The organism is Streptococcus porci DSM 23759, from assembly GCF_000423765.1.
Taxonomy (GTDB): domain Bacteria; phylum Bacillota; class Bacilli; order Lactobacillales; family Streptococcaceae; genus Streptococcus; species Streptococcus porci.
Genome location: NZ_AUIP01000006.1, coordinates 122,779 through 140,432, shown reverse-complemented (window position 1 = coordinate 140,432; position 17,654 = coordinate 122,779). Strand labels below are relative to the sequence as shown.

Here is a 17,654-nt window from a genome sequence, read left to right as displayed (position 1 = left end):
TCGAAAATGAAAACGAATTCAATTAAGGAGGATTTTATGGGAAGCATTATTGATGATTTGATGAATGGTCGAACATCTTTAGGGGTTGAGTTCGGTTCAACTCGCATCAAAGCAGTCTTGATTGATAGTCAGAAGCAACCAATTGCCTCTGGTAGTCATGATTGGGAAAATCAACTAGTAGATGGTGTTTGGACTTATTCATTGGACAATATTTGGAAAGGGTTGCAATCTTCTTACCGTGAACTTGTTCAAAATGTTAAAAAAACTTATCACGTTGATTTAACGCGGATTGGGCAAATTGGCTTTAGTGCTATGATGCACGGTTATCTAGCGTTTGATGAAGAAGACGATTTATTAGTACCATTTCGGACTTGGCGAAATACAATTACTGGCCAAGCAGCACAGGAACTGAGTCAATTATTTGACTTTAATATTCCAGAGCGTTGGAGTATCGCTCACCTATATCAAGCAATTTTAAACCAAGAGGCTCATGTTTCTCAAATAGCATATCTCACTACGTTAGCAGGCTACATCCACTGGCAACTGACAGGTGAAAAAGTTTTGGGAGTTGGAGATGCTTCTGGGATGTTTCCAATTGATTCGACAACTGGCGATTATAACAGCATTTTTCTCAATCAATTTGCTGAATTGACGCAACAGTATCAACTCCCTTGGGATTTGAAAGCTATTTTGCCGAAAGTGCTATCCGCTGGAACAGTGGCTGGAACATTGACAGATAGGGGTGCCAAATTATTAGACCCAACAGGTCAACTCCAAGCGGGAAGTCAGTTATGCCCGCCAGAAGGTGATGCTGGGACAGGAATGGTAGCGACAAATAGTATCAGACAGCGGACAGGAAATGTATCTGCTGGGACATCTATTTTCGCCATGATTGTCCTTGAAAAAGAATTACAAAACCGTTATTCAGAAATTGATATTGTAACGACACCAGTTGGTGACGCCGTAGCGATGGTACATGCGAATAACTGTAGTTCAGATATCAATGCTTGGGTTAAATTATTTAAAGAGTTTTCAGCTTTGTCAGGGCAAGAAATATCAGATGATGAGCTGTACCCATTACTCTTTAATGCAGCCTTAAAGGGTGAGAAAGATTGTGGCGGTCTATTAAGTTATGGTTATTATTCAGGCGAAAGTATTACTGGATTGACTGAAGGACGTCCACTTCTTGTCAGAACTCCAGAAAGTCGTTTTACAGTGCCTAACCTTATGAGAAGCCATATCCTGTCTGCTTTCACAACTTTAGCGATTGGCATGGAGATTCTTGTGGACAAAGAGGCAGTTGCAATTGATAAACTGTTAGGTCACGGTGGTATTTTCAAAACCCCTCAGGTTGCCCAACAATTGTTGGCGGGAGCTATGTCAACTCCGGTTTCTGTTATGGAAACAGCTGGAGAAGGTGGTGCTTGGGGAATTGCACTCTTAGCAGATTATCTAACGGCAACTGAAACTTCATTGGAATTTTATCTTGATGATGTCGTATTTGTCAATGCTGCTGTTCAAACGGTTCAACCAGAAGTAACTGATGTTGAAGGATTTAAAGCGTATCTTGAGACTTATAAAAATGGCTTGCCAGTGGAAAAATTAGCAGTTGAAAAAATATAGGAGGCTATATGCTAGAAGAATTAAAAGAAAAGGTATTTCAAGCAAACTTAGAACTACCCAAGCGAGATCTTATCAAATACACTTGGGGAAATGTCAGCCAAGTTGATCGTGAATCAGGTCTCTTTGTGATTAAACCATCTGGAGTTGATTATGATGTCATGACAGCAGATGATATGGTTGTTTGTGACTTTGATGGTAACGTAGTGGAAGGGAACTTACGCCCATCATCTGATATGCCAACTCATGCTGTACTCTATAAAACATATCCTGAAATTGGTGGTATTGTACATACCCATTCGCCTTGGGCAGCCAGCTGGGCGCAGTCAGGTTTGGATGTTCCAGCGATGGGAACAACTCACGCAGATACTTTCTATGGGACAGTACCTTGTGCGCGTTTCCTAAGCAAGGAAGAATTAGATGCTGGTTATGAGCATGAGACAGGTAACGTCATTGTTGAAACATTCACTAAACGTGGCTTGGATCCAGTGGCTGTACCAGGAATTTTATTGCAAGGACACGGTCCATTTACTTGGGGGAAAGATGCTGATGATGCGGTCATGCATGCTGTTGTTTTAGAAGAAGTTTGTCGTATGAATGCCATCACTCGCTTTTTGAACCCATTTGCACCTGAGTTACCACAATATGTGTTAGATAAACACTATCTCAGAAAGCATGGGAAAAATGCTTACTATGGTCAAAAATAATATTATCTAAAAAGAAAAAAGGAGTTTATTATGCTAGAAGCAAAAAAAGAATTTTGGTTTGTTGTAGGGTCACAACATTTGTATGGTGAAGAGGCTCTTGAAGAAGTTAAAAAGCATGCGCGTGAAATGGTTGCAATGTTAAATGCCAGCGGTAACTTGCCATACCCACTTGTTTTCCAAGAAGAATTGGCTGTATCAGCTGATACTATCACAAAATTGATGAAAGAAATTAACTATCGTGATGAAGTTGCGGGTGTTGTGACTTGGATGCACACTTTCTCACCTGCAAAAATGTGGATTCGTGGGACAAAATTGCTCCAAAAACCACTCTTGCACTTAGCAACGCAATATAATGAATCTATTCCATGGGCAACCATTGATATGGACTTTATGAATTTGAATCAGGCAGCTCATGGTGACCGTGAATATGGCTTCATCAATGCTCGTCTTAAGAAAAATAACAAGGTTGTTGTCGGCTACTGGAAAAATGAACCAGTCCAAAAACAAATTGGTCAATGGATGGATGTTGCAGTTGCTTACAATGCTGGTTTTGAAATCAAAGTTGCCCGCTTTGGAGATAACATGCGTAATGTCGGTGTGACTGAAGGGGATAAGGTAGAAGCACAAATCCAGTTTGGTTGGACTGTAGATTACTTTGGCATTGGTGATTTAGTTGAAGTGATTAATCAAGTGACCGATGAAGAAGTGGAAGGGCTTTTTACTGAATACAAGGAACTTTATGACTTTGATTACGGCAACTATGATGTTGACACTTGGGAACACCACGTGAAAGTACAAGCACGTTATGAAATTGCTCTAAAACGCTTCTTGGATGCGGGGGGTTACACTGCATTCTCTGATAACTTTGAAGATTTACACGGTATGGAACAATTACCTGGTTTAGCGACTCAACGTTTGATGGCGCAAGGATATGGATTTGCAGGTGAAGGTGACTGGAAAACAGCGGCTCTTGATCGTTTTATGAAAGTCATGTCTCATAATCAAAATACAGGATTTATGGAAGATTACACTTATGAGTTGGCTCTTGGTAAAGAGGCTGCGCTTCAATCACATATGCTTGAAGTTGATCCATCCTTAGCTGTTAATAAACCTAAAATTGTCGTATCTCCACTAGGAATTGGTGGTAAAGCAGACCCAGCACGTCTCGTTTTCGATGGTAAAGCTGGTGACGGTGTCGTTGTGTCAATGGCAGATTTTGGAACGCATTATAAATTATTGATTAATGAAGTAAAAGCATTTGAACCAACGGAGCCTGCTCCAAACTTACCAGTAGCACGCGTCCTATGGGAAGTGATGCCCAACTTCCAAGATGGAGTCAAAGCATGGATTGAAGCTGGTGGAGGCCACCATACAGTTGTCTCACTTAATTTAACATCAGATCAAATCATTGCCTGGGCAAAATTAGTCGGTCTAGAATATGTGTTGATTAAGTAAAGGAACGTAGGTTTGTTAACAATAGCAAAATTGGCTGAAGCTTCAGCCAATTTCTTTAGAAAAACACGTGATAAAACTCACAAAAAATAAAAAGGAAGACAAACATGACAGATTTTAATTCAACAGAATACCTTTCAAAAGTTGATGCATGGTGGCGTGCAGCCAACTACATCTCAGTAGCACAGATGTATATGAAAGACAATCCCCTACTTCGTCGTGAAGTTACAGCAGAGGACGTTAAAGTACACCCCATCGGACACTGGGGAACAATCTCAGGACAAAACTTTATCTATGCACACCTTAATCGTGTCATCAATAAATATGACCTTGATATGTTCTATATCGAGGGACCAGGACACGGTGGTCAGGTTATGGTGTCAAACTCATACATTGATGGTTCTTACACCGAGCGTTACCCACAAATCACTCAAGATGAAGAAGGATTGAAACAACTTTGTAAAATATTCTCTTTCCCAGGCGGTATTGCCTCTCATGCCGCACCTGAAACACCAGGCTCTATCCATGAAGGTGGTGAACTTGGATACGCTCTTTCTCACGCGACAGGCGCAATCTTAGATAACCCAGATGTCATTGCAGCAACTGTTATTGGTGACGGGGAAGCTGAAACTGGCCCGTTGGCTGCTGGTTGGTTCTCAAATACCTTTATCAACCCAGTAAATGATGGTGCTGTTCTACCAATTCTTTACCTCAATGGTGGTAAAATCCACAATCCAACCATTATGGCTCGTAAGACGGATGAAGAATTAACACAACTCTTTAATGGTTTTGGTTGGAAACCTTATTTTGTCGAAGGAACAAATCCAGATCTTGTTCATGTTCAAATGGCAGAGACCCTTGATAAGGTGATTGAAGAAATCAAAGCCATTCAAACAGAAGCTCGCAAGCACCCAGCAGAAGAAGCTAGTCAACCAGCTTGGCCAGTATTGATTGTCCGTATTCCAAAAGGTTGGACAGGGCCAAAAGAATGGAATGACGAACCAATTGAAGGTGGTTTCCGCGCTCACCAAGTTCCAATTCCAGTAGAAGCTGGTCATATGGAACACATTAACCATTTGACTGGTTGGCTTAATTCTTATCGGCCAGAGGAATTATTTGATGAAAAAGGTTATGTGAAAGAAGAGATTCGTGCTATTTCACCAAAAGGTGATCGTCGTATGTCCATGAACCCAATTACTAATGCGGGTGTTGTGAAAAAACTTGACTTAGCGGACTGGCGTAAACATGCCATCGATACCTCAACTCCAGGGGCTGTCATGAAACAAGACATGATTGAATTTGGTAATTATGTGGCTGACCTAGTAGAAGCTAACCCAGATAACTTCCGTATCTTTGGCCCAGATGAAACCAAATCAAATCGTCTCAATAATGTCTTTAAAGTGACTAATCGTCAATGGCTTGGTCGTCGTGATGAATCTTACGATGAGTGGATTTCACCAGTGGGGCGCGTTATTGATTCACAGCTTTCAGAACACCAAGCAGAAGGTTTCTTAGAAGGCTATATCTTGACAGGTCGCCATGGCTTCTTTGCGTCATATGAATCCTTCCTACGTGTCGTTGATTCAATGATTACGCAACATTTCAAATGGATACGTAAGTCTAAGACACACACCAACTGGCGTAAGAATTACCCAGCCCTCAACTTGATTGCGACTTCGACGGTCTTCCAACAAGACCATAATGGTTACACTCACCAAGATCCAGGCCTTTTGACTCACTTAGCAGAGAAGACACCGGAGTACATCCGTGAATACTTACCAGCAGATAGTAATTCACTTTTTGCGGTTATGGAAAAAGCTCTCGCAGACGAAGATAAGGTTAATGTGATTGTCACTTCTAAGCATCCGCGACCACAGTTCTACTCAGTCGCAGAAGCAGAAGAATTAGTTCGTGAAGGCTATAAAGTCATTGACTGGGCATCAAATGTCTCACCAGATGAAGAGCCAGATGTTGTCTTTGTGGCAGCAGGAACAGAACCAAACTTGGAAGTTTTGGCAGGTATTTCTATCCTTCATAAAGCCTTCCCAAAACTTAAGATTCGCTTTATCAATGTGGTTGATATTCTGAAACTGCGTTCACCAAAAGTGGATCCACGAGGCTTGTCAGATGAAGTCTTTAACAAACTCTTCACGACTGATAAACCAGTTATCTTTGGATTCCACGGCTATGAAGGCATGATTCGTGACCTCTTCTTTGACCGTGCCAACCATAACGTTTATATCCATGGATACCGTGAAAATGGTGATATCACAACCCCATTTGACATGCGTGTAATGTCAGAGATGGACCGCTTCCATATTGCTAAAGAGGCGGCACAAGCTGTACTAGGAGACAAGGCGTCAGCCTTTGCCCAAAAAATGGATGACAAAGTTGCTTACCATACCGCATATATCCGTGAAAACGGAGATGATATCCCAGAAGTCCGTGATTGGAAGTGGGAGAATATCGGTAACTAGTGAGTTAGTGCTACTAGGCGAATGAGTTTATAATCTAATAAAGAGAGGCGAATGTTAGTCGTTAATATTATCGAGTCTCATCTTTCTTTATACTAGCATTTTCTGACAATCATTAAGGAGAAAATGTGATGAGAGAGGTTCTGTTAAAAAATGTAACCGTTGAATCTGAATTCTGGAAAAACTATTTAGAGCTCATTAAACAGGAAACCATCCCGTATCAATTAAGTGTATTAAAGGATGCTATTGATGTGGATGTCCAAGCCGAATGAAAAGATGAAACGTTACCATTTGGAAAGAGTCATGCCATTGAAAACTTCAAAATAGCAGCAGGAATATCACAAGGAGAACATTTTGGATGGTTTTTTCAAGATAGCGATGTCTATAAATGGCTGGAGTCGGTAGGGCTATTGCTCCAGAACACAGAAGATTCTCAGCTAGAAGCTCAGGCTGATGATGTTATTGCTATTATCGAGAAAGCTCAAGAAAAAGATGGTTATCTTAACACTTATTTTCAGTTGAAATTTCCACAGCTAAAATATCGTCAGCTGTATTTTAGTCATGAATTGTATTGTGCAGGGCATCTAATAGAGGCTGGGATAGCTTACGATAAGGGAACTGGAAAATCTAAGCTGTTAGATATTGCCAAACGCTTTGTGAAGCATATTGAAGATCACTTTGGTTATGAAAATGGAAAAATTCAAGGTGCAGACGGTCATCAAGAAATTGAGTTAGCACTGGTTAAATTATATGATTACACAGGTGATAATGCTTACCTTAGGTTAAGTCAATTTTTTATTAATGTGCGTGGTGAAGATCCAGAGTTTTATCAGAAAGAAATTGAATCCAATCTTAAATTAGGTCTCTCTACGGACAGTTCTCGTGTAGATTTGACTTATTTACAGGCTTTTACACAGCCAAAATATCAAACAAAAGCAGTGGGGCATGCTGTTAGGTTGCTTATATGGCTACTGGAATGGCGAAAATTGTGAATCGAGACTTTGATAATGAGCTTTACCAAGCCTGCTTAGCTATTTGGGATGATATTGTTAATCGTAAAATGTATATAACTGGTGGCGTAGGCTCAACAGTTTTTGGAGAGGCTTTTATAGGTGCTTATGATTTGCCAAATGATACAATGTATTGTGAAACTTGTGCGGCAATTGCACTGTTAAATTTTGCTTATGAATTATTCCAACAGTCTCCAAAAGCTGAATATCTAGATGTTATTGACCGCTTAATTTATAACGGGATTTTATCGGGAGCCTCGCTAAATGGGAAACAATTCTTCTATGTGGATCCTTTAGAGGTTGATGTTGATTCTTGCCATCATAATCCAGGGAAAGGTCATGTCAAAACTCAAAGACCAGACTGGCTAGGATGTGCTTGCTGTCCACCTAATTTTACCAGGACAGTTGCATCGATAGGACGCTATGTTTATCTAGAAGATGATAATAGAATATTTGTTAATCTTTTTATGGCAAGTCGATTATTAGGAGAAGACTATACTATCGAACAAAAAACGGGATTCCCGTTCGAAAATAGAGTTGATATTTCCTATCATGGGCCAGAAAAAATAGACTTTTGATATTTTCAAAACTTTTTCAATAAATGATTTTCTTCATACGTTTGTCCTGTGAATGAGCAAGAAAACTTGCAAAAGCTTCAAAATGTGCTATAATACTCTATGGAGCAACAGTCGTGCGTGAAGTGGGTCAGGGGAGGAATCCAGCAGCCCTAAGCGAGGTCGATTGTGTGCTCTTTTTATTTTGATAAAATGAAAAGAAGATGTGTCCATGTGAACGCATCTTCTTCTTTTTCTAATTTTCAATGTTAAGGGCATTAGCAACATTGTATTTTTTCTGTAAATAATAACGAGCTCCAAAAGCTAGGGCACCAATGATAGCGAGTGCAGGAATGGATAGGATAGGATTAATGCTAGCTGGGATAAAAACACTTGCTAGTGTAAAAATTACTAGCCAAAGGGTTGTCACCCCAAAGAGAATGCCCATACTTTTGGCCCAGTGAGGTCGATTTCCTGCAGCAATATGGCGGTAGATGAAGTAGTAAATGGCATACATGGCTGCTCCACCAGTCATTGTCAGGATGAGGAGGGTCAAAATGCCGTAGCCAGTTGCTGATTTATTGAAAGATTGTAAAACAGCATTTAACAAAGAGAATGCCCCGAGGAAGAGAAGGGTTGTGTCCAGCCACATGAGCCAGGGGTTGGTATTTTTTGTAGCCTTAGCAGCTTTCTCCTGCCCTGCTTTTGGGGTGAAAGAGGCAGCCCAGACAGTAGGAGCACCCAAGAGAGTACGAGCAGGGATGCCTTTTTTCTGATTTTCTTCAATTTGTGGCAAGACGTCTTCTAGGATGGTTTTTATCTCGGCATCAGATTTTCCGTCTTGAATCAGCTGATGGGTAGCAATTTTTATAAATTCTTGATTTTTTTTGGTTAAGTTTTCTAGTTGCATAAGAACCTTTCTAAAGAGATGGGAGAGTAATAACTAAACTAATGGGTTAGAACCATTTTTTTCTGAAGAAGTAAATAACCACGCAGGATGAGCCTAGAGCAGCGATGGAAGCAATAATCCAAAAGGCATTAGGGAGTCCGTTAAGTGGCATGGTATTGTCCTTAAAGTTCATTCCGTAAGCTGAGAAGATAACGGTTGGAATGTCTAGGGCCATGGTCATCAAGGCCAGCGTCTTCATGATGGTGTTCTGATTATTACCGATGATGGAAGCAGAGGTTTCGGTCATGACATTGAGGACGTTTTCGTAAATGCTAGCCATCTCGATGGCCTGTTGGGTCTCGATGAGAGTATCTTCAAGCAGGTCTTCATCTTCAGCATATTTTTTCAAGCTGGAGGCATTCCCGGTTAATTTTTTGACGATTCGTTCATTGATTTTCAGAGAAGCTTTCAGATAAATGATAGACTTCTCCAATTCCATCATGTCAATCAGTTCTTCATTTTTTGTTGCTTTTTCAAGTTCAGCTTCGATTTTATCAGACTGCCTGTCAATGGAACGCAGGGCTGTTAGAAAGATTTCAGCATTTCGATACAGTAGCTGAAAGACAAATCGTGTTTTCATATAGGTATAGAAGTTCCGCACCCGCCGATTTTTGAAATGATCAAAAAGGGGAATATCCTCTAAGCAAGTAGTGATGACTGCATCTGGCGCTACGATGATACCAAGAGGGATGGTCACGTAATAGTTGCGACCGTTGCGTTCTTCCTGCATTGGTACGTCTACGATAATCAGGGTGTAGTTATCTTCCACGGAAATACGGGAGCTTTCTTCCGCATCGAGTGGTGCTCGCAAGTCGGTGATGTCGATATTGAAGCGTTCTGCAATTCTTACCGAATCTTCCTGGGAAGGATTGACCAAATTGATCCAAGCACCCGGCTCAAATGTGTCAATTTCTTTGAATTCGTTCATCGTTGACAAAAATATTTGTTTCATCAAGACCCCTCCTTTGGATAGATTTGGCCCAGTGGGCATACAGTTTATTATACTATAAAATAAGTCTTTTGTGGGAACTCTTTTGGGAAATTTGTTATAATGGAAAGATAGACGATGCTTCAAGGCTTGATACAAAGAGAGGGTTGAATATGGTTTACCTCTTTCTTTGAGGACAATTAAAACTCTCTAGACTGTTAAAGTCTTCCTTGTTTTTTAGAAAGGAATGAACCCTGCCCTAAAGCTTGTGTGAAAAGGATAACTGAACGGGTATAGGCAACCTGTTTGAAGTTTCTATGTTCACATTGTATTTTACGGGCTCGGTATCTTAGATATGCAAGATAAGTTAGTTATTCATGGGGCTCGTGCCCATAATTTAAAGAATATTGATGTGGAGATTCCGCGTGATAAGCTAGTTGTGGTGACGGGTTTATCGGGTTCGGGGAAATCTTCTCTGGCTTTTGATACGATTTATGCGGAAGGGCAACGCCGGTATGTGGAATCCTTATCGGCTTATGCTCGTCAGTTTTTGGGAAATATGGAAAAACCAGATGTGGATTCTATTGATGGTCTCAGCCCTGCCATTTCCATTGACCAAAAAACGACTAGTAAAAATCCGCGCTCGACGGTTGGAACAGCAACAGAAATTAATGATTATTTGCGCCTGCTTTACGCTCGTGTTGGTATTCCTTACTGTATCAATGGGCATGGAGCCATCGCTGCTTCCTCGGTAGAACAAATTGTGGATGAGGTTTTGGAGTTGCCTGAACGGACTCGGATGCAGGTTTTGGCACCTATTGTTCGTCGCAAAAAAGGGCAACACAAAACGATTTTTGAAAAGATTCAAAAAGATGGCTATGTGCGTGTGCGCGTGGATGGTGACATTTATGACGTGACTGAAGTTCCTGAACTATCTAAAAGTCAGATGCACAATATTGAGGTTGTTGTTGACCGTTTGGTCAATAAGGAGGGTATTCGTTCTCGTCTCTTTGATTCGATTGAGTCTGCCCTGCGGTTGGCGGACGGCTACTTGGTCATCGATACCATGGACGGAAACGAGCTCTTGTATTCAGAACATTATTCCTGTCCTGTTTGTGGCTTCACGGTACCTGAACTTGAGCCTCGCCTTTTCTCATTCAATGCGCCCTTTGGTTCTTGTCCGACCTGTGATGGTCTTGGCATGAAGCTAGAAGTCGATCTTGATTTGGTGATTCCTTTCCCTGAAAAAACGCTGCGCCAAGGAGCGATTGAGCCTTGGAATCCTATCTCATCTAATTATTATCCGATGATGTTGGAGCAGGCCATGACACAATTTGGGGTGGATATGGATACCCCGTGGGAAGACTTATCTGAAGAGGATCGAGAACTGGTCCTCTATGGTTCGGGTGAGCGTGAATTTCACTTTCACTATGAAAATGACTTTGGGGGAATTCGAGACATCGATATTGTCTTTGAAGGAGTGATCACGAACATCAATCGACGTTATCACGAGACAAGCAGTGACTACACCCGAAATGTCATGCGAGCTTATATGAACGAGCTCAAATGTCAAACCTGTCACGGTCACCGACTCAACGAGGCCGCCCTTTCGGTACGTGTTGGCGGGGAAAAGGGACTAAACATCGCAGAAGTTTCTGACTTGTCTATTGAAGATCACCTATCTATTGTAAAAAATCTCAAATTGGAAGGAAATGATAAGCAGATTGCTGGGCCGATTCTCAAAGAAGTGACTGATCGCCTGACCTTCCTCAATAATGTGGGGCTTAACTACTTGACTTTATCTCGTACGGCGGGAACCTTATCTGGAGGAGAGAGTCAGCGGATTCGTTTGGCAACGCAAATTGGTTCTAATTTGAGTGGTGTCCTTTATGTCTTAGACGAGCCATCTATTGGACTTCATCAGCGAGATAATGACCGTCTCATTTCCAGTCTTAAAAAAATGCGTGATTTAGGAAATACCTTGATTGTCGTTGAGCATGATGAAGACACCATGATGCAGGCTGATTGGCTGATTGATATTGGACCAGGTGCAGGTCAATTTGGTGGTGAGGTTATTGCTTCTGGAACACCGGAACAAGTAGCTAAAAATAAAAAATCAATTACAGGTCAATACTTATCGGGCAAGAAAACCATTCCAGTTCCCCTTGAGCGTCGAGGTGGGAATGGGCGCTTTATTGAAATCAAAGGTGCCAGCGAAAATAATTTGAAAAATATAGATGTTAAGTTTCCGCTGGGTAAATTTGTAGCTGTGACGGGGGTTTCCGGTTCAGGAAAATCAACCTTGGTAAACGGTATTTTGAAGAAAGTCATTGCTCAAAAAATCAATCGCAATTCCGACAAACCAGGGAAGTATAAGTCTGTTGAAGGAATTGAACATATCGAGCGCTTGATTGACATTGACCAGAGTCCAATCGGACGGACACCGCGGTCAAATCCTGCGACCTACACCGGTGTTTTTGACGACATTCGTGATTTATTTGCCCAAACCAATGAGGCCAAAATCCGTGGTTACAAAAAAGGTCGTTTCTCTTTCAATGTCAAAGGCGGACGCTGTGAAGCTTGTTCGGGAGACGGCATTATCAAGATTGAAATGCACTTCTTACCTGACGTTTATGTTCCCTGTGAGGTTTGCCATGGTACGCGCTACAATTCAGAAACCTTGGAAGTCCGTTATAAGGACAAGAATATTGCTGAAATTCTGGACATGACGGTTGATGACGCGGTGGACTTCTTTGCAGCTATTCCAAAGATTGCTCGCAAAGTTCAAACGATTAAGGATGTGGGGCTTGGTTACGTCACTTTGGGGCAACCGGCAACGACGCTTTCAGGTGGAGAGGCTCAGCGCATGAAATTGGCTAGTGAACTCCACAAACGTTCAACCGGTAAATCTTTCTACATTTTGGATGAACCAACGACGGGACTGCATACGGATGATATTGCTCGGCTTCTTAAAGTCTTGGAACGCTTTGTCAACGAAGGAAATACAGTTCTTGTCATCGAGCATAATTTGGATGTCATTAAGACGGCAGACCATATCATTGACCTTGGTCCAGAAGGAGGTGTCGGTGGCGGAACTATCATTGCTACCGGCACTCCAGAAGAAGTCGCAAAAGTTTCTGAAAGCTACACGGGCCAATACTTGAAAATGAAATTATAAAAAAAATTCCTTCTCAAAATGAACTGCTCCCCAAGTTAGATTTTTTCTGTCTAACTTGGGGAACACGGTTCAAATGAGAGGGAATTTTATCATGTTCCTATAAAGTCTTCCTTAAATGGGTGTCATCATAAAAAAGATAGCCGTGTTTGGGATAAAAGGAATAGGAAGCTATCCAGTCTTTCTTGGGTTGTCCCAGATGGACATGGACGATAGTTTTTCCTATTTCTCTCAAATAATCTTCAGCAAAAGTTAGTAATTGACCACCAATGCCTTGTCGTTTAAGGTTAGCTTTGACAAAGAGCCTGTGCAGAATTACCTGAGACGACTGTGGTATATAAGAATAGGCAACCGATCCGATAACCCTATCTCGTTCATCCAGAGCGATCCAGAATTTATCGCCTTTTTCCAGATAGGTTACCTCAATATTCAGCAAATCGGGATTGATACTAGGAATTCGTCCTAGCGCATCCTTGGCTTCTAATATCATAAAAATCAAGTCGTCACGATATTTCGCTTGATAGTCAATAATCTTCATAAAAGAACTCCATCAACAAGAAAAAACCTTCTGTCGAAGGCTTTTTCCACATTATCTACCCCCTACAACGATTTCCTACAATTTTTTGTGTTAAAAATAGTCAAGAATGCTGATTTTAAAGGCTTTTTGTTTTGCTAAATTTTTGAAAAATTATTGTTAGAAAAATAATGTGGGACAAAAAGGGGACAAGGAACTTAACTCCCAGACTTAATTTTCTTTCCAACTTTCTCCAAATAACTCATTGCCGTTTCGAGATAGAAACAATACTTCATTATCATTTATTATTTTTATAACTTCATCATCATCAAAACTAATTTTATCAGTAAGAGCAATAAAAATTTGTCCTTTATTATATTATCTGTTAAAAGAAAATGGTGACCAAAGGGTGACCGTTTTCTTTTTGACAGTAGTAATGAATTATTTGGGATCCTATAACCATATTTTCGAATTAAATTACGTCCTATGACAGATGTCCTACAATTTAACGATAATGTATTAATATGATGTGCTATATCAAATATTATTAAAGTGTATTGTCAAGCTTGAAAAAAGAATACTGGAAGGATACAATGGAATAAAACAGTTCTTGAAATGGGAAAAATTCCGAAATGAAAACGATCTAGAGGATATTCTTAGCGATGAGAACTTTTTAATCTGATAATGTTTTAATAATTTATAAAGCTATAGACTTTTGAGGAGGATAAAAGTGGAACATATTTTAATTAGAGAGCAAGTAATGCCAAGTTTGGATAGTCTTCTCAACCTATACAATGATGTTTCATGGACTGCGTATACTTCCAATCCAAATCAGTTAGAACTTGCATTGAAAAACTCTTTAAAAGTATGGACTGCTTGGGATGGAGATCTGTTAGTAGGATTAGCACGAGTTATTGGAGATGGTAGTACAATTATTTATATTCAAGATATTCTTGTTTTGAAAGCTTATCAAGGAAGAGGAATAGGAAGTCATTTTATTACAACAATTTTAGATGAGTATGAAGACATAAGACAGATTATTTTATTAACTGAAGATAATCAAATAACAAAAAAGTTTTATGAGAAGAATGGACTTAATCAAGTAGGTAAATATGATTGTGTTGCGTATATGAAATAAGACAGCACAAAATTATGTAACTGGTTTAAAATAAGAGGTGATATTAAGTAAAGTAGGAGATAGTCATTATGAGGGATGAGCAAGAAATATATAATTTGGTTTTAAACATAGCAAATCGAGATAAAAGAATCGAAGCTGTACTATTGAATGGATCTCGGGCTAACCCAGATGTACCGAATTTCAAAATAGAGGACTAGGAACACAAGTCATTAATATACTAGAAAATAAAGTAAAACAATATTCGGAATCTTTGTATCTAGAAGTGGCTTCAAGAAGTTTGAAAGCAATGAAATTATATAGAGAGTTAGGCTTTGATTGTCTAAACTCAATTACTATTCGTAAAGATTTTCAAAAAGAAAATTTTGAAGTAATTGAACGTCAGAAAATTTCAGATTTTCAATTTGACATCAAAAAATATAATAAATAATTTCGGGGGCAAATGATGGGACAAAACAACCTTAGACAAGCAAAAAATCCTTTAAATAAAGGCTTTTTTATGTATAGTATGATACCCCCTACAGGGCTCGAACCTGTGACCCATGGATTAAGAGTCCACTGCTCTACCAACTGAGCTAAGGAGGCATGAAAGCTGTATTGGCACCGGTGATTCACGTTTTGTATTGAACCCGCGCAATAAAGCAGGTGGGCAACTCGCTCCTCCTTAGTTGTTTCCGCGTGAAACGGCCTACATACTGGAGTAAGACTTTTGTTTCCCGAAAAATACAAAAAATAGTCGGTCAACACATTGATGTGAATTCGTATGCCACAGCAATTATTTCTGTACCCTTATGATACCACTTTCTCAAAAAAATTCAAGGGTATTTTTTAACTTTTTGCAACCGCTTGTTACAAGCCTGTCGAGGTGACTGATTTGGGTGATTAGCTTTGCACCTATACTATAGAGTTTGTCAAGGAAGTGACCAAGTATAGTGATTCAGTAGATGCTGATAGCTGGCAATGACAGAATCAAGCCGAGAAGCGTCCAACGATTAGTCGAAAGAAAACCGTGCTTTGTCGCGGTTTTTAGTGTATAATCTTAACTATGAAAAGAGATTTTAAAAATGTCAAAAGACTTGTGATTAAAATTGGGACCAGTTCACTGGTGTTGCCAAATGGAAAGATAAACCTTGAAAAAATTGACCAACTGGCCTTTGTCATCTCTAGCCTGATGAATAAGGGATTAGAGGTGGTCTTAGTGTCCTCTGGTGCCATGGGCTTTGGTTTAGATGTCTTGGGGCTTACTAAGCGACCTAGTAAGATGGCAGAGCAGCAGGCAGTATCAAGTGTAGGTCAGGTGGCAATGATGAGTCTTTATTCGCAAATTTTTGCTCATTATCAGACCAATGTCAGTCAAATTCTCTTGACCCGTGATGTCGTTGAATTTCCAGAGAGCTTGGAAAATGTAACCAACGCTTTTGAAAGTTTGCTGGGTATGGGGATTGTCCCTATCGTTAACGAAAATGATGCGGTTTCTATTGATGAAATGGATCACCAAACCAAGTTTGGTGATAATGATCGCTTATCTGCTATCGTTACGAAGATTACTAAGGCAGACCTATTGATTATGTTGTCTGATATTGATGGGCTGTTTGATAAAAATCCGACCATCTACGATGATGCCAAACTGCGCAGCCATGTGCCTGAAATCACCCAAGAAATTTTAGGGTCGGCAGGTGGTGCTGGTTCAAAATTTGGCACGGGAGGGATGTTGTCGAAAATTCAATCAGCGCAAATCATCTTTGACAGCAAAGGTCAGATGGTACTGATGAACGGAGCCAATCCACGTGATATTCTGCGTGTGTTAAATGGAGAAAATTTGGGAACTCTTTTTAGCCAGAAATGAGGTAAGTATGACTTATATTGACATTCTAGGAAAAAATGCCAAGGAAGCGGCACGCGATTTAGCAAATTTGTCAACTGCGGAGAAAAACACAGTTCTATTAGCTGTGGCCAAGGCCTTGGTTGAAAAGGCGCCAGTTATCTTAGCTGAAAATGAAAAAGATATTGTTGTCGCAAAAGAACATGGCATTTCTGACATTATGATGGATCGCTTGAGATTGACGGCGGATCGCATTGAGGGAATTGCTGAGGGTGTTCGCCAAGTAGCAGACCTTTCTGACCCAATCGGTCAAGTTGTTCGTGGCTACACCAATCTGGATGGATTGAAAATTGTTCAAAAACGCGTACCTCTAGGCGTTATTGCCATGATTTTTGAGAGCCGTCCAAATGTCTCAGTTGATGCTTTCTCATTGGCTTTTAAGACCAACAATGCCATCATTCTACGTGGCGGACGTGATGCTCTTAACTCAAACAAAGCTCTGGTTGGTGTTATTCGTCAGCTTTTGGCGGAGAAAAACATCAATCCAGACGTGGTTCAGTTGGTGGAGGATACCTCTCACGCCGTTGCAGAAGAACTGATGCAGGCGGTAGATTATGTTGATCTCCTCATTCCACGTGGTGGGGCCCGCCTTATTCAGACGGTTAAGGCAAAGTCCAAGGTGCCAGTCATCGAGACGGGTGTCGGAAATTGCCACATTTATGTGGATGAATTGGCCGATTTAGATATGGCGGTCAAGATAGTCCTTAATGCCAAAACCCAGCGCCCAAGCGTTTGTAATGCGGCCGAATCTTTAGTTGTTCATAAAAACGTAGCAGAGCGCTTTTTGCCACTTTTGGAAGAAAGCGCCAATCGAACTCAGCCAATAGAATTCCGTGCTGATGATGCTGCGCTAGCCATTTTCAAAACTGCTGTGCCTGCAAGTGAAGAAGACTATGCGACTGAATTTTTAGACTACATTATGTCAGTCAAAGTGGTAGCTTCGCTTGAAGAGGCCATTGACTGGATCAATACTTATACTAGCCATCACTCAGAGGCTATTGTAACAAGAGATATTGTAGCGGCAGAAAGATTCCAAGATCAGATAGATGCAGCAGCAGTTTATGTTAATGCTTCGACTCGTTTTACTGACGGTTTTGTCTTTGGACTTGGAGCTGAAATTGGCATTTCTACTCAAAAAATGCACGCTCGTGGACCAATGGGACTCGAGGCTTTGACCTCTACAAAATTTTACATCAATGGTCAGGGGCAAATTAGAGAATAAGTAGTAGTTTGTGTCAATCAATGCTATCAGGA

15 protein-coding genes, 1 tRNA gene, 2 other RNA genes and 1 pseudogene are annotated in these 17,654 nt (G+C 40.5%); 14 read left to right on the top strand and 5 right to left on the bottom strand.

From position 1 onward, the window contains the following. Nucleotides 1-36 precede the first annotated feature (36 nt). The 8 genes from G576_RS0102225 (at nucleotide 37) to ffs (ending at nucleotide 8,023) form a co-directional block, all read left to right on the top strand. Nucleotides 37-1,623, top strand: a complete 1,587-nt coding sequence (locus G576_RS0102225) for a xylulokinase (RefSeq protein ID WP_027973186.1) — start codon at nucleotides 37-39, stop codon at nucleotides 1,621-1,623. 8 nt (nucleotides 1,624-1,631) lie between these two features. Beyond that, nucleotides 1,632-2,327 (top strand): L-ribulose-5-phosphate 4-epimerase, encoded by a 696-nt coding sequence (locus G576_RS0102220; protein WP_027973185.1) that lies wholly within the window; start codon nucleotides 1,632-1,634, stop codon nucleotides 2,325-2,327. Between the two features lie 30 nt (nucleotides 2,328-2,357). Next, complete coding sequence (araA, locus tag G576_RS0102215; RefSeq protein WP_027973184.1) at nucleotides 2,358-3,782, top strand: L-arabinose isomerase; 1,425 nt, start codon at nucleotides 2,358-2,360, stop codon at nucleotides 3,780-3,782. A gap of 86 nt (nucleotides 3,783-3,868) precedes the next feature. Further along, complete coding sequence (locus G576_RS0102210) at nucleotides 3,869-6,256, top strand: phosphoketolase family protein (protein ID WP_281168615.1); 2,388 nt, start codon at nucleotides 3,869-3,871, stop codon at nucleotides 6,254-6,256. A gap of 128 nt (nucleotides 6,257-6,384) precedes the next feature. Beyond that, nucleotides 6,385-6,525, top strand: a complete 141-nt coding sequence (locus G576_RS14075; protein WP_342664544.1) for a hypothetical protein — start codon at nucleotides 6,385-6,387, stop codon at nucleotides 6,523-6,525. Between the two features lie 36 nt (nucleotides 6,526-6,561). Then, on the top strand, nucleotides 6,562-7,245 hold the full coding sequence (locus tag G576_RS14070; RefSeq protein ID WP_342664546.1) for a beta-L-arabinofuranosidase domain-containing protein: 684 nt from the start codon (nucleotides 6,562-6,564) through the stop codon (nucleotides 7,243-7,245). Beyond that, the gene (locus tag G576_RS14065; protein WP_027973181.1) at nucleotides 7,218-7,841 is read left to right on the top strand and encodes a beta-L-arabinofuranosidase domain-containing protein; all 624 of its coding nucleotides are present in this window, start codon (nucleotides 7,218-7,220) and stop codon (nucleotides 7,839-7,841) included. The genes G576_RS14070 and G576_RS14065 overlap by 28 nt, the downstream gene beginning before the upstream one ends. 96 nt (nucleotides 7,842-7,937) lie before the next feature. Beyond that, nucleotides 7,938-8,023, top strand: an RNA gene (ffs, locus tag G576_RS13150) — signal recognition particle sRNA small type. 50 nt (nucleotides 8,024-8,073) lie between these two features. Here ffs and G576_RS0102190 read toward each other — a convergent pair. Beyond that, nucleotides 8,074-8,727 carry a DUF1129 domain-containing protein gene (locus G576_RS0102190; RefSeq protein WP_027973180.1) on the bottom strand — a complete coding sequence of 218 codons (654 nt, stop codon included), beginning with the start codon at nucleotides 8,725-8,727 and terminating at the stop codon, nucleotides 8,074-8,076. Between the two features lie 46 nt (nucleotides 8,728-8,773). Continuing rightward, nucleotides 8,774-9,718 carry a magnesium transporter CorA family protein gene (locus tag G576_RS0102185; RefSeq protein WP_027973179.1) on the bottom strand — a complete coding sequence of 315 codons (945 nt, stop codon included), beginning with the start codon at nucleotides 9,716-9,718 and terminating at the stop codon, nucleotides 8,774-8,776. Between the two features lie 331 nt (nucleotides 9,719-10,049). Between G576_RS0102185 and uvrA the strand changes: the two genes are divergently transcribed. Next, entirely contained in the window at nucleotides 10,050-12,872 is a 2,823-nt protein-coding gene (uvrA, locus tag G576_RS0102180) for an excinuclease ABC subunit UvrA (protein WP_027973178.1), read from the top strand. 97 nt (nucleotides 12,873-12,969) lie between these two features. Here the strand turns inward: uvrA and G576_RS0102175 are convergent, their stop codons facing one another. Beyond that, the gene (locus G576_RS0102175; protein WP_027973177.1) at nucleotides 12,970-13,407 is read right to left on the bottom strand and encodes a GNAT family N-acetyltransferase; all 438 of its coding nucleotides are present in this window, start codon (nucleotides 13,405-13,407) and stop codon (nucleotides 12,970-12,972) included. A gap of 706 nt (nucleotides 13,408-14,113) precedes the next feature. Between G576_RS0102175 and G576_RS0102170 the strand changes: the two genes are divergently transcribed. From G576_RS0102170 to G576_RS12130, 3 genes and pseudogenes are all read left to right on the top strand, one after another. Beyond that, a complete protein-coding gene (locus G576_RS0102170) occupies nucleotides 14,114-14,521 on the top strand; it encodes a GNAT family N-acetyltransferase (protein WP_245563002.1) in 408 nt (135 codons plus the stop codon). Between the two features lie 68 nt (nucleotides 14,522-14,589). Next, nucleotides 14,590-14,715, top strand: a pseudogene (locus G576_RS13145) (aminoglycoside 6-adenylyltransferase); the annotation flags it as partial. Between the two features lie 14 nt (nucleotides 14,716-14,729). After that, a complete protein-coding gene (locus tag G576_RS12130; protein ID WP_342664545.1) occupies nucleotides 14,730-14,948 on the top strand; it encodes a GNAT family protein in 219 nt (72 codons plus the stop codon). 82 nt (nucleotides 14,949-15,030) lie between these two features. Here the strand turns inward: G576_RS12130 and G576_RS0102155 are convergent. Further along, nucleotides 15,031-15,103, bottom strand: a tRNA-Lys gene (locus tag G576_RS0102155). Next, nucleotides 15,104-15,296: non-coding RNA, 6S RNA (ssrS, locus tag G576_RS13140), on the bottom strand. Nucleotides 15,297-15,563: 267 nt separating this feature from the next. Between ssrS and proB the strand changes: the two genes are divergently transcribed. Continuing rightward, nucleotides 15,564-16,364, top strand: coding sequence for a glutamate 5-kinase (gene proB / locus G576_RS0102150; protein WP_027973175.1), 801 nt, complete (start codon nucleotides 15,564-15,566; stop codon nucleotides 16,362-16,364). Nucleotides 16,365-16,371: 7 nt separating this feature from the next. Continuing rightward, nucleotides 16,372-17,622, top strand: a complete 1,251-nt coding sequence (locus tag G576_RS0102145) for a glutamate-5-semialdehyde dehydrogenase (RefSeq protein WP_027973174.1) — start codon at nucleotides 16,372-16,374, stop codon at nucleotides 17,620-17,622. Nucleotides 17,623-17,654: the final 32 nt, after the last annotated feature.